10 protein-coding genes are annotated in these 11,937 nt (G+C 65.5%); 9 read left to right on the plus strand and 1 reads right to left on the minus strand.

All coding sequences use genetic code 11. The features are described 5' to 3' along the window. Positions 1-562 precede the first annotated feature (562 nt). From HMPREF9006_RS08070 to HMPREF9006_RS08110, 9 genes are all read left to right on the plus strand, one after another. The gene (locus HMPREF9006_RS08070; protein ID WP_193389641.1) at positions 563-1,873 is read left to right on the plus strand and encodes a Mur ligase family protein; all 1,311 of its coding nucleotides are present in this window, start codon (positions 563-565) and stop codon (positions 1,871-1,873) included. Then, positions 1,870-2,610 (plus strand): type 1 glutamine amidotransferase, encoded by a 741-nt coding sequence (locus tag HMPREF9006_RS08075; protein WP_009213109.1) that lies wholly within the window; start codon positions 1,870-1,872, stop codon positions 2,608-2,610. Before HMPREF9006_RS08070 ends, HMPREF9006_RS08075 begins: the two co-directional genes overlap by 4 nt. A gap of 33 nt (positions 2,611-2,643) precedes the next feature. Then, the gene (locus tag HMPREF9006_RS08080; RefSeq protein ID WP_009213110.1) at positions 2,644-3,297 is read left to right on the plus strand and encodes a hypothetical protein; all 654 of its coding nucleotides are present in this window, start codon (positions 2,644-2,646) and stop codon (positions 3,295-3,297) included. A 187-nt stretch (positions 3,298-3,484) separates the two neighbouring features. Further along, on the plus strand, positions 3,485-4,165 hold the full coding sequence (locus HMPREF9006_RS08085; protein WP_009213111.1) for a hypothetical protein: 681 nt from the start codon (positions 3,485-3,487) through the stop codon (positions 4,163-4,165). A gap of 85 nt (positions 4,166-4,250) precedes the next feature. Next, complete coding sequence (locus HMPREF9006_RS08090) at positions 4,251-5,612, plus strand: DUF418 domain-containing protein (protein ID WP_009213112.1); 1,362 nt, start codon at positions 4,251-4,253, stop codon at positions 5,610-5,612. 348 nt (positions 5,613-5,960) lie between these two features. Beyond that, positions 5,961-6,620, plus strand: a complete 660-nt coding sequence (locus HMPREF9006_RS08095) for a YbjN domain-containing protein (RefSeq protein WP_048740589.1) — start codon at positions 5,961-5,963, stop codon at positions 6,618-6,620. A 123-nt stretch (positions 6,621-6,743) separates the two neighbouring features. Continuing rightward, a complete protein-coding gene (clpB, locus tag HMPREF9006_RS08100; protein WP_009213115.1) occupies positions 6,744-9,356 on the plus strand; it encodes an ATP-dependent chaperone ClpB in 2,613 nt (870 codons plus the stop codon). 75 nt (positions 9,357-9,431) lie between these two features. Further along, positions 9,432-10,211 carry a TetR/AcrR family transcriptional regulator gene (locus HMPREF9006_RS08105; protein WP_009213116.1) on the plus strand — a complete coding sequence of 260 codons (780 nt, stop codon included), beginning with the start codon at positions 9,432-9,434 and terminating at the stop codon, positions 10,209-10,211. After that, positions 10,208-11,038, plus strand: a complete 831-nt coding sequence (locus HMPREF9006_RS08110; protein ID WP_009213117.1) for a serine hydrolase domain-containing protein — start codon at positions 10,208-10,210, stop codon at positions 11,036-11,038. The genes HMPREF9006_RS08105 and HMPREF9006_RS08110 overlap by 4 nt, the downstream gene beginning before the upstream one ends. A gap of 9 nt (positions 11,039-11,047) precedes the next feature. Here the strand turns inward: HMPREF9006_RS08110 and HMPREF9006_RS08115 are convergent, their stop codons facing one another. Then, positions 11,048-11,863 (minus strand): exodeoxyribonuclease III, encoded by an 816-nt coding sequence (locus tag HMPREF9006_RS08115; protein WP_009213118.1) that lies wholly within the window; start codon positions 11,861-11,863, stop codon positions 11,048-11,050. Between the last annotated feature and the right edge of the window lie 74 nt (positions 11,864-11,937).

Consider the following 11,937-nt stretch of genomic DNA (forward strand, 5'->3'; position numbering starts at 1 on the left):
TTGGTGCGCAATAGAACTGCGGGACCCATCCAACGGATGGGTCCCGCAGCGTAATTCGATCGAGGATCCGGGGGCACACAGGACCCACGACCGAAGCCTGGAACAGGCGACAGGCTTTCGCCTGCTGATGATAGTTTTACCAGGTCACAGCCGGTTTTGATAGTCGATTGTCGACCCGGGAGGCGGTTCGCACATATGTGCAATCGAGTTGGGGGAAGCGTGCGTCACGGGTCGGCTCTCTCCTCGGGTGATCTCACGGATGCGGGCGCGTCGAAGAATCGGCGATTTTCGTTGAAATTTTGCCGATTGTGACCCGCGAGTGAGCGACGTGCATGCGGGCGATGGCGAAGGATCGACCAAAGGGATATGTCGAGACGATCACAGTGGCATGGCGTGGGTAACTCCGATATGGGGTGCGTAACTATATTCGCAGGTCAGCGAGCATGCGGCGTGTCGCGGTGCGGGAGGCACCGGCCTTTCCGCCCCGGCCTGGCGAGGGGTGAGAGCGGGCGCCCTGAGCCTGGCGACGCGGCGTCGGTGGCGCATGAGTTAACGTGGGTGCATGACGAAATCATCGCATCACCTGTCGGTGCGCTCGCGACTAGCCCGGGCGGCCGGAACAGCCGCACGATGTGCGTCCCGAGCGCTTGGGCGAGGCTCCGGCGGAATGATCGGGGGCGAGGTTGCCCTGCGTATCTCCCCGAGATTCCTCGCGGAACTCGCCGCCCCGTACTCCTGCGTCGTCGTGACGGGAACCAATGGAAAGTCGACGACAACACGGATGGTGCGAGCCGCCCTGGAAAGAGGCGGGCCGGTTGCCTCCAATACCAACGGTGACAACATGACGTCGGGCGTCATCACCGCGCTCATGAGAGGCGAAGGGGCAACGCGTGCCGCCCTTGAGGTCGATGAGATGCACGTTCCGGCCGTTGCGGCGGACGTGCATCCCGACGTTTTCGTCTACCTCAACCTCTCGCGTGACCAGCTCGACCGAGTCGGTGAGATCGGCACGGTCGAACGCCGCTTGCGCGAAGGGGCATCCGCCCACCCCAGTGCCACGGTCGTTGCCAACTGCGACGACCCCCTGATCGTGTCTGCGGCCGCGGACAATCCGAACGTCGTGTGGGTCGCCGCCGGCGCCGGGTGGGGAGGCGACAGTGCGGCGTATCCCCGAGGGGGGCGCGTCGCGCGCAGCGAGGACGGGTGGCACCTGATCCCGGCCTTCGAGGGGGAGGAACTGCCCGACCTGAAGCGCCGTCCCCAGCCCCAGTGGTGGCTCGAGGATGTCGAGCTCGCCCCCGAGGGCCCGCGCGCGACGCTGCGCGGACCTCGCGGCGAGAGCGTCCCCCTCGCCCTGAAGCTCCCCGGACGCGCGAACCTCGGTAACGCCGCGCAGGCCGTCGCCGCCGCCGTCGCCATGGGCATCGACCCTGCGACCGCCGCCGAGGCCATCAACGGTGTCACGGAGGTTGCCGGACGCTACTCCGTCCACGACATCAACGGACGCAACGCCCGTCTCATGCTGGCCAAGAACCCCGCCGGATGGCAGGAAGCCATGACGATGATCGATCCGCGTGTCGACCAGGTCGTCATCGGCGTCAACGGACAGGTCCCCGACGGGCAGGATCTCTCCTGGCTCTGGGACGTTGACTTCTCCGGTGTCAAGCAGGCCGGCCGCCGCGTCCTCGCCTGCGGCGAACGGGGCGCAGACCTCGCCGTGCGCCTCGAATACGCGGGCGTTCACTGCGACCTTGTGCCCCTGCCCATGGACGCCCTGGCAGCGTGCGATCCCGGTCGCGTCGAGATGCTCCTCAACTACACGGCCATGCGCGACTTCAAGGTCCTGCTCGATCGAAAGGAGGGCACGCGATGAGCGCCTCCACGCTGCGCATCGGCGTTTTGATGCCCGAGGTCCTGGGCACCTACGGGGACAGCGGCAACGCGCTGATCCTGGCGGAGCGAGCCCGCAGGCGCGGCATTGACGCTGAGATCGTCCACGTTGGACTGAATGAGGAGATTCCAGACAGCCTCGATATCTACACGCTCGGCGGCGGCGAGGACACCGCTCAGGCGCTCGCCGCAGACAAGTTCCGCGGCACCTCGGGGCTTGCCCGCGCTCTTGACGCGGGTCGTCCGCTGCTCGCCATCTGCGCCTCCCTGCAGGTTCTCGGCCACTGGTACGAGGACGCGAGGGGCACACGCGTCGCAGGCATGGGAGTCCTCGACATCACCACGCGCCCCCAGGGACATCGCGCGATTGGTGAACTGGTCTGTGCGCCTATCCTTGAATGCCTCACGCAAACCCTCACCGGCTTCGAAAACCACGGAGGCGGCACCGTCCTTGGCCCCGACGCGGCTCCGCTCGGCCGAGTTATCTCGGGCGTGGGCAACGGCGTACCCCGGGGAGAAGAAGCACCGGAGGTGTGCTACGACGGCGCCGTTCAAGGATCCGTCATAGCGACCTACATGCATGGCCCTGTCCTCGCCCGCAACCCCGAGCTCGCGGACCTGCTGCTGCAGCGCGCAACCGGCACGACGCTGGCTCCGCTCGAGGTGCCGGGGGTCGCTGAGCTGCGTGCGCAGCGCCTGGCGGGCGTGAGGATGCCCTAACGCGTCACGTCCATCAGTCAGAAAGACACCCACATGTCCAACCCCTCCTACGGCCCCTCGGGCGATCAGCACGCGGCGTTCCCGCTCAATGGTCAGGCTGCGCGCAGCGACCCCCGGGGCTACGGTGCTCCTTCGCCGGTGAGCGTGCCGTCGATGCCCGGCCGCGGCCCCGCCGTCGCCACGCTCATCCTCGGTGCGGTTCTGATGATCGTCATCGCGCCGATCGCTTTCTTCGCCGCGATGCTCTATGGAATTGCCAGCACCCCCGGAAGATCGGTCCAGGGCGGTACCACCGACAACGGCAGCGTCGTCACGGTGACCGCGGACGGACACTTCACGGTGAAGGCTGTCGCCGGTAAGGACCCCGAGTGTTCGCTCATCGATTCGAGCGGCACGAGGTACCGGTTGGACCCGTATGGGGATAACGGCAAGTCGTACGTTGCGTCGGGCGTCCCGGCAGGTCAGTACAAGCTTCAATGCGTTGCCGCCACCGTCGGCACAAAGGTCATCGCGTACAACACGGCACCGGAAGCCGTCACGCAGATTTTCGTCATGCCGTTTCTGTGGGGCACCATCGTGGGGGTCGCAGGCGTGATCGCCGTGATCGTCGGCATCGTGCTTCTGGTCAGGGTAAACGGCAAGCGCCGCCGCATCATGGGCGAAGCGATGACGGGCGCCGTGCGCTGACGAACCCGTGAGGGCACGACCCCCAGGATTGTGGGGTCGTGCCCTTTTCTGCCCCGCCGTTTCCCCTCCCTCGGAGAGGAAACGGCGTACGATCAAGAGAGATCTGATCCGATTGTCGCGACGTACTGTTCGCTGCGGCTGCCCCGTTGTTATGCTTAAGCATCATCCCCTTCAGGAAGGCACAAACATGTCGAATCCCTCCTACGGTGTCCCCGGCGAGCAGGGAACCCCCTGGCCGCAATACGGGCAAAATGGGCCCGGTGCTCCCCAGGGATACCCCGGTGGCGTTCCTGGACCCGGCTACCCCGGTCCTGCCGTCATGCCGACGGGGAAGCTCCCGAGTCGGGCGCCCGGAGGCATCTTGATCGGTCTCGGTGTCCTCATGATGGTCGTCGTGGCCCCCATCGTCTTCGTCGTCCTCCTATCCACGGGCTTTCGTACGCTCGGCGAGGCCGCCGCACAAGCCGCAACCATCGACAACGGCGATAGCGTCACGGTCTCGAGCAGTGGCAGCTACACGGTGATGGTCAGTCCCGGGACCGCTGATTCGTGCGCCCTGATCGACTCGGGTCAGCAGAGTCACCAGATGAGTCCCTTCGATAACGAGAAGAACGTCTATTCCATTGACGGGCTCGCTGCCGGTGACTACGTCGTGCGTTGCGACGGGCTTGACTCGGGTGCAAAACTGATGGGCCTCAACATGAGCGGCGCCGACGTGATGGCGTCAACGGGTTCCGCGATGATCTGGTCGACTGTCATCGGCGTTTCGGGAATCGTCGTGTTGATCGTCGGGATCGTCCTCGTTGTCAGAGCGAATGGTAAGCGTCGAGCGATCCAACAGCAAGCCATGATGTCCGCCATCGGTTGAGCCGGTGGTCACGGGGCGAGGCTCGGGAGATTCTCCGGCCTCGCCCCTTCTCATAGGTAGCGAGAAGCGTCGAAAGAGGATACTCATGCCCGCCCTTTCCTTCACGGGAGATCGCCAGCTGCGTTTTCCTGCCCCCGATGTCGCGCGCGGCTTCATGCTGGCTCTCATCGCCCTGGCGAATGTGCCGTGGTGGCTGAAGTACTTCCCGGACTACCCGGCGAATCGTTCGGAGCTGCTTCAGGTCATGAACGCGGCCGACCAGTGGTGGTTCATCGTGCGTTCCCTTTTCGTCGACCGCCGAGCCTATCCCCTCTTCTCGATCCTCTTCGGCTTCGGCATGGCGATCATGGCGATGCGCACCATGGAGCGCGAGCGGCGCGCCGCTCGCGAGGCCGTGTCGAGCGAGGTCAGCGCCGGTTGGGCGCCCGTTCAGCACCAGATTTTCGATGAGGAGGTGGAGCGGCGGGCGCGCCGCGCCGCCTCTCGTCTCATCCGCCGCCGTGGCTGGTGGATGCTGGCTTTCGGTGCCCTGCACGGAATGGTCTTTGCGGGTGACATCATCGGCGCCTACGGTCTGGTCGCGGTCATTTTCGCCGAGGTTGTGGTCTCCGGACGCGCATGGCTGCTGAGCCTGATCGGCGCGTTGTTCACGGCGGTATTCGTGTTGTCGATGTGGGGAATAGCGATTGCAGCGGGTAGTGGCTCGATGACGCTCGGTTCTCACCCGCGGGGAGCTCTACACCCCCTCTTTCCGCTGATATCCCTGGGTGAGTGGATCATCGTCACCCCCATGACGCTCCTGATGTCCCTCGTGGTCCCGTCGGTCATGATCGGCGTCGGCGTCGCGCGCCTTGGGCTTTTGCAGGACCCTCCGGGGCATCGCGCAATCCTCGGGGCGATCGCTGCCGGCGGCCTGACGGTCGGAGCCGCCGGAGGCATTCCCTTCGCCTTGGGGCAGCTGGGGTGGGCCTTCGCAGACTCCTTGACGTGGGCGAACCCCCTCTATCACCTCTCGGGTCTCGTGGGCGCGTGCGGGTGGCTTGCTCTCCTCGCTCTCATCGGTGGCGGCCCGCGTGAAAGCCTTGGCACCGTGTGTACCTTCCTGAGCGCGATCGGGCGGCGTTCGATGACCGCCTACCTCTCGCAGACGCTGGTCTTCATCCTCGTGTTCGGTGGGCTCGGTGTGCTCGGCGTCCGTTTCGTCGGCAGCGCCGTGGGCGCGTTGATTGCGCTCGGCGTGTGGGTCCTGATCGGTATCGGGTGCATCCTCGCCGAGGTCAGGGGGTCCTCGCGTGGGCCAGCGGAGCGTGCGCTGCGCTCACTCGTTGCTCGCAGCGCGCGGCCGCTGCCGATGCCGGCGCTTCCCGTCGCAGCCGCGCAGGATGAGGCGAGTGCAAGCGCATCCGGCGCGTCGTGGGGAGGCGTCGACGGCACGGATCCGACCTAATAGCGGAAGAGGTAGGCCTGCGCAACAGATGGGGTAAAATGTGACGCATTAGACAATGCGTGTTTCTGTTGCTGGGGCTACCCGGATGAGCTGGGACGATGGCTTCCGTGGTTGCGCTGCGGAGGTGGCAACTCGGAATGCGACTCGTTGAGAACGTTGGTTTTTCGCCGATTCTGCGCTACTGTGAAGGTGTTAACAATCGTGTTGATGGTGATCGTGGCGAGCGCTGGAGGTGGCCGATGGGCGTGTGCATGCAGCTGAACAGTGGGGGCTGCCTACGCGGGTGTGCCTCGATGATAAGGGTGCCGATGTGCGCCGGGGACGATCAGCGCGAGTAGGGGAATGATCATGGGCTGGCTATGGCGGGCGGATGCTGACGGTGGAGCCGACGGCGAGGAGACGCCTCGCCGCCCGATCCCGCCGGACGACGCCGCCGCCAATGTGGAACAATGGGGCAGTGGCAACGCAGAAACGGTGGAAGGAATCGCCACGGGTAGCGCAGAGTTCGAAGTGAACCGCTTTGACATGGTTCGTCCCATCACGCAGGAGCGGCTGGGCCTCCTTTTCGATACCGAGGGCTGGGCGTGGCGCATCGATGGCGATGGTGACCTGTGCGGCTTGTGGGAGGGACACCTGTTTTGCTTCCGCTTCCTCGGCAACTCGAGCGAGGTCCTGTCGATTGTCGCCTTTATGAAGCAGCTGGTGCCCGCAGAGTACGGCGAGGACCTGCGTGACTTCCTGCAGGCCTGGCATGGGGAGTTTCTCTGGCCGAAGTCCTACGTCGCGGACCAGGTCGAGGGGGGTCGCGTCGTCGCCGAGGTCAATGGTGATTACGAGTATGGGGCGACGGATGCCCAGCTCGTCCAGCAGGTGATGTGCGCCCTTGCCACCACCCTGCAGCTCTTTCGGGCGCTCGCTGAGCGCTACGGCCTCGACGACGAGGGGGCCGGGCCGTCGGGTGGTCATCAGCGCGGCTTCGGCGGACCCACCTGGCTTCCTGGAAACTGAGAGCCGGATCTATCCCCCAAGGTGATGTTGAGTGGAATAGGCTCAACTTTGCTGTCGTTGTGTGTACCAGAAGGCGTCGAGGGCCATCGACGCAACACGGCAACATATTGGAGGATTGATCTCATGGCACGTGAGATGACATCGAAGGCGCAGGAGGCCATTGCCTCTGCGCTGCAGGCCGCTTCCGCGGCCGGGAACCCGCAGGTCGAGCCCGTCCACCTGCTGGAAGCCCTGATCGAACAGCAGGGAGGCATAGCGCTTGCCCTGCTGAAGGCGGTGGGAGCCGATTCTCGCGCGATCGGTGCGCAGACCCGACGCGCGCTCGTCGCACTCCCCTCAACCCAGGGTGCGTCCGCGGGGAGCGCCCAGCCCTCGCGTTCCCTGCTCGCAGTCGTTCAGGACGCGGGCGAGCGCGCAGACAAGGGCGCGGACCAGTATGTGTCGACAGAGCACTTGCTCATCGCGCTGGCTGCCTCCGACACCGAGGCGGGGCGCATCCTCACCCAGGGGGGTGCGACCGATGAGGCCCTGGCGCAGGCCCTCGCGCAGCTACGCCCCGACCCGATCACCTCGCCCGACCCCGAGGGATCCTTCGAGGCCCTGTCGAAGTATGGTCGCGATCTCACCGAGGTTGCGCGCGAAGGCAAGCTCGATCCCGTCATCGGGCGCGACAACGAGATCCGGCGCGTCATTCAGGTTCTGTCGAGACGCACGAAGAATAACCCGGTTCTCATCGGTGAACCGGGCGTCGGTAAGACTGCCGTCGTTGAAGGGCTCGCCCAGCGCATCGTCGCCGGTGACGTCCCCGAGTCCCTGCGGGACAAGCGCCTCGTCTCCCTTGACGTGTCCTCGATGGTCGCAGGCGCCAAGTATCGCGGAGAGTTCGAGGAACGCCTCAAGGCCGTCCTCGCTGAGATCACTCGCTCCGACGGGCAGATCATCACCTTCATCGACGAGCTTCACACCGTCGTCGGAGCCGGTGGCGGATCCGAAGGCGCGATGGATGCGGGCAACATGCTCAAGCCGATGCTGGCGCGCGGGGAACTGCGCATGGTCGGTGCGACGACTCTCGACGAGTACCGGGAGAACATCGAAAAGGATCCCGCCCTCGAACGACGCTTCCAGCAGGTCTTCGTCGGCGAACCCTCGGTAGAGGACACCGTCGCGATCCTGCGTGGAATCGCGCCAAAGTACGAGGCTCACCACAAGGTGACCATCTCGGACGGTGCGCTGGTGGCCGCGGCCACCCTGTCGGATCGCTACATCTCGGGTCGTCAGCTTCCCGACAAGGCGATCGACTTGATTGACGAGGCCGCCTCTCGTCTGCGGATGGAGCTGGACTCCTCCCCGGTCGAGATCGACGAGCTGCGCCGCAGCGTGGATCGCCTGCGGATGGAAGAGTCCTACCTTGCCGAGTCCGATCCCGACGGGCGCGACGAGGCCACGGCGGAACGGCTGACGAGGCTGCGCGCGGACCTGGCCGACCGCGAGGAGAACCTGCGTGCGCTCACCGCCCGCTGGGAAGCCGAGAAGGCCGGGCACAACCGCGTCGGCGACCTGCGCGTCCAGCTCGACTCGCTGCGCACGCAGCTGGAGCTGGCGGTGCGCGAGGGACGCTGGGAGGAAGCCGGTCGTCTCCAGAACGGCGAGATCCCAGACGTCGAACGTCAGATCGCGCAGGAGGAAGCACGAGCCGACGCGCAGGACAGTGTCGGCGAAGCCGAGCCGATGATCGCGGAGAAGGTTGGCCCCGCGGAGATCGCCGAGGTCATCGAAGCGTGGACCGGCATTCCGACGGGCAAGCTCCTGCAGACCGAAACGGAGAAGCTCCTGCACATGGAGGATGAACTCGCCAAACGCCTCATCGGACAGAAGGAGGCCGTGCGGGCCGTCTCGGACGCGGTTCGCCGCTCGCGCGCGGGCCTCGCCGACCCGAATCGACCGACGGGTTCCTTCCTCTTCCTAGGGCCGACGGGCGTGGGAAAGACCGAGCTTGCCAAGTCGCTGGCCGAGTTCCTCTTTGATGACGAGCGCGCCATTGTCCGCATTGACATGTCCGAGTACTCGGAGAAGCATTCGGTTGCGCGCCTCGTCGGCGCCCCTCCGGGGTACGTCGGATACGAGCAGGGTGGTCAGCTGACCGAGGCCGTGCGGCGGCGCCCGTATTCGGTCGTTCTCCTGGACGAGGTTGAGAAGGCGGATCCCGAGATCTTCGACGTTCTCCTGCAGGTTCTTGACGACGGTCGCCTCACCGACGGTCAGGGCCGGACGGTGGACTTCCGTCACACCATCTTGATCCTCACGTCAAACCTCGGGTCGCAGTTCCTGGCCGATCCCGACCTGACGCCGGAAGGGAAGCGAGACGCCGTCATGTCCGTCGTGCACGCGAGCTTCCGACCGGAGTTTCTTAACCGGTTGGATGAGACTGTCGTCTTCGATCCGCTCACCCGCGAAAATCTGGGCGAGATCGTCGATTTGCTGGTTGAGTCGCTGCAGCGCCGCCTGGTGGACCGCCGTATTGGCTTGACAGTGACCGAGCCTGCGCGCGGCTGGCTGGCTCGCACAGGCTACGATCCGGCGTTCGGGGCACGCCCGCTGCGCCGCCTGATTCAGGGTGAGATTGGCGATCGATTGGCAGTGTTTGTGCTGGCGGGAGACGTCAATGATGGTCAGAATGTGACTGTTGACATCAACGAATCCTTCGACGGGCTTGTTATGAATGTTGATAAACCCTGAGATAGCGCGCTACACTGACAACCAGTTTGTATTTCGGACGCTTGGTATTTGGCGTTCGCAACAGCAGGAGATGATATGACAACCCAGAGGAAGGCCCGTGGCGCCTACTCCGTCGGACAGGCGACGCGCGAATCCATCCTCTCGGCAGCGATGGTCCTCATCGCAGAGCGAGGCTACAACGGCTTTTCTCTGCGCGACCTCGGTCGTCGAGTCGGTATTTCACACCCCGCTGTCGTCTATCACTTTCCTTCCAAGGAAGCGATCCTGCGCAGCGCGATCCAGCGTCACGAGGACATGAACGCCCTCTTCGACGTGACGATTAACGACGAGGTGGAAGGCGGCTTCGACGAGGGTGGCATCACCGCTGGCTCGTTTGTCGACTGGGCGGTCGGCGAAATGCGCTTCGCCATGAAGCCCGGTGCCGACGCTGCCATCGCGTTGGACTGTGTCCTGTGGGCGGAGGCGTCCTCGGAGGCGCACCCCGCGCACGCCCACTACAAGTACCGGACGCAGCAGATGGAGGAAGCCCTCGCGGTCATGATCCACAACTTCGTGGAGGAGGAGGGGGCCGACATCGGCACCACCCCTCGCACCCTCGCGAAGATTCTGATCCGCTACTGGTACGGCTCCGTCGTCTCCGCGCGCTACAACGACGAGCCGATCGACGCGCGGGAGTTCGTCGCCGACTTCCTGGCCGTGTGCGTCCAGCTCCTGCACCTGCCCGCGCACTACGTGCTGCAGCTGGGGGCCTCGGTTCCCGAGGAGGTTGCAGAGGTGTACGCACGCACGCTGCGCAAGATCAGCGAGAAGACCACCGCCGCCGCCGAAGCAGCGGCCCCGGAGGCCACCGCGTGATCGGTCCTCTCCCGTCATTTGACGTCGCCCTCGTCCTGCGTGTCGGGGGCGACGTCCTCTATTCGCACGGCGACCTCGATCGGGTCTTCCCGCTGGCGTCCGTGACCAAGCCCATCGTCGCGTGGTCGGTGCTCGTAGCCGTCGACCGGGGGCTGACCACCTTGGACGCTCCCGCCGGCCCGCCCGGATCGACGGTGCGCCACCTGCTCTCACACGCCTCGGGCCTGCCCTTCGAAGGGCGCCGGCCCGCGGCCGCCCCGGGTAAGCGGCGGATCTACTCCAACGAGGGTTTCGATGTGCTCGGACAACTCCTGGAGGACGTGACCGGAATGGAGATCGACCGCTGGGTGAAGCAGGTCATCTTCGATCCCCTGGGCATGGCATCGGCGCGGATTCCGGGCAGCCCGGCGCACGCAGGCGTCGCCAGCGCCGCCGACCTGAGCCTCTTTGGTGCCGAGCTGGCACGACCAACCCTCGTGAGCGAGCCCCTCGCAGCGCTCGCTGCCATGTCTCAGTTCCCGGCTCTTGCGGGAGTCGTGCCGGGGTATGGAAGGTTCACTCCGTGCCCGTGGGGGCTCGGAGTGGAGATTCGGGGCGAGAAGGCTCCGCACTGGAGCGCGCCGGATGCCAGCGCTCGCACTATCGGACACTTCGGACAGGCAGGGTCCTTCGTCTGGGCCGACCGCGACCTGGCCGCGAGCGCCTGCTTCGTCGGCGAGGAGCCTTTCGGCCAGTGGCATCGCGAGAACTGGTCATCTCTCAACGCCTCGCTCCTCGAGACGGTTCGAAGCTGCTCCTCGGTGGGCGTTGCCGGGGGAGAAGGGTGACGGGTCGGCCTAGGCGACGTCGACGATGACCGGCACGTGGTCCGAGGCCCCCTTTCCTTTGCGCTCATCGCGGTCAATGTGAGCGCCTGTCACGCGCGCCGCCAGCGGCGCCGAGCAGTAGGCGAAGTCGATGCGCATTCCCTGATTCTTCGGGAAGCGCAACTTCTGATAGTCCCAGTAGGTGTAGTTGGTGACGCGGTCTCGGGTGACCTCGACCCAACCGTCGCGTTCAAAGGCCGCGAAGGCGTCGCGCTCGGCGCGTGAGACGTGTGTGGATCCCTCGAAGACCGACATGTCCCACACATCCTCGTCGTGGGGAGCCACGTTCCAGTCTCCGACGAGTGCGATCAGGGCCTGCGAGTCGCTGAGCCACGTGCGCCCCTGCTCGGCAAGCGTCGCGAGCCAGTCGAGCTTATACGCGTAGTGAGGGTTGTCAAGCTCACGGCCGTTGGGTACGTAGAGGCTCCAGATCGTGAGCGAGGAAGGCGAGCCCTCGCGGGCCTCAAGCACCCCGGTCACGTCGACGGTGACGCCCAGCGCGCGTGCCTCCACCGTGGCGGGCTCTCCGAAGCTGGGCTGGTGAGGAAAGTGATCGCGGACGTCCGTGATGGCGAGGCGGGAGGCGACGGCGACCCCGTTCCACTGGTTGAGGCCGTGGACGGCCACCTGGTAGCCGGCCTCCTCAAAGGGGGCGGTGGGGAACTGGTCGGGCCTGCATTTGATCTCCTGCATGGCGAGGATGTCCGTGTCTGAGCGCTCGAGGAAGGCGATGACGCGATCGATGCGTGTGCGGATGGAGTTGACGTTCCAGGTCGCGAATCTCATGAGGCGAGCCTATCGGCGCTCGACGGGGGAGTCCGGGCGAAACGCGCGAGGTGCGTGAGTTGTGCAAGCGCTTA

Source organism: Actinomyces sp. oral taxon 180 str. F0310 (assembly GCF_000185285.1).
Taxonomy (GTDB): Bacteria; Actinomycetota; Actinomycetes; order Actinomycetales; family Actinomycetaceae; genus Pauljensenia.

Bases quoted from the DNA above. Each gene is read 5' to 3' on its own strand.
- HMPREF9006_RS08095 (WP_048740589.1), top strand. From the start codon at position 5,961: ATGGGCTGGCTATGGCGGGCGGATGCTGACGGTGGAGCCGACGGCGAG.
- HMPREF9006_RS08090 (WP_009213112.1), top strand. From the start codon at position 4,251: ATGCCCGCCCTTTCCTTCACGGGAGATCGCCAGCTGCGTTTTCCTGCC.
- HMPREF9006_RS08115 (WP_009213118.1), bottom strand. From the start codon at position 11,863: ATGAGATTCGCGACCTGGAACGTCAACTCCATCCGCACACGCATCGAT.
- HMPREF9006_RS08080 (WP_009213110.1), top strand. From the start codon at position 2,644: ATGTCCAACCCCTCCTACGGCCCCTCGGGCGATCAGCACGCGGCGTTC.
- HMPREF9006_RS08075 (WP_009213109.1), top strand. From the start codon at position 1,870: ATGAGCGCCTCCACGCTGCGCATCGGCGTTTTGATGCCCGAGGTCCTG.
- HMPREF9006_RS08085 (WP_009213111.1), top strand. From the start codon at position 3,485: ATGTCGAATCCCTCCTACGGTGTCCCCGGCGAGCAGGGAACCCCCTGG.
- HMPREF9006_RS08070 (WP_193389641.1), top strand. From the start codon at position 563: ATGACGAAATCATCGCATCACCTGTCGGTGCGCTCGCGACTAGCCCGG.
- clpB (WP_009213115.1), top strand. From the start codon at position 6,744: ATGGCACGTGAGATGACATCGAAGGCGCAGGAGGCCATTGCCTCTGCG.
- HMPREF9006_RS08105 (WP_009213116.1), top strand. From the start codon at position 9,432: ATGACAACCCAGAGGAAGGCCCGTGGCGCCTACTCCGTCGGACAGGCG.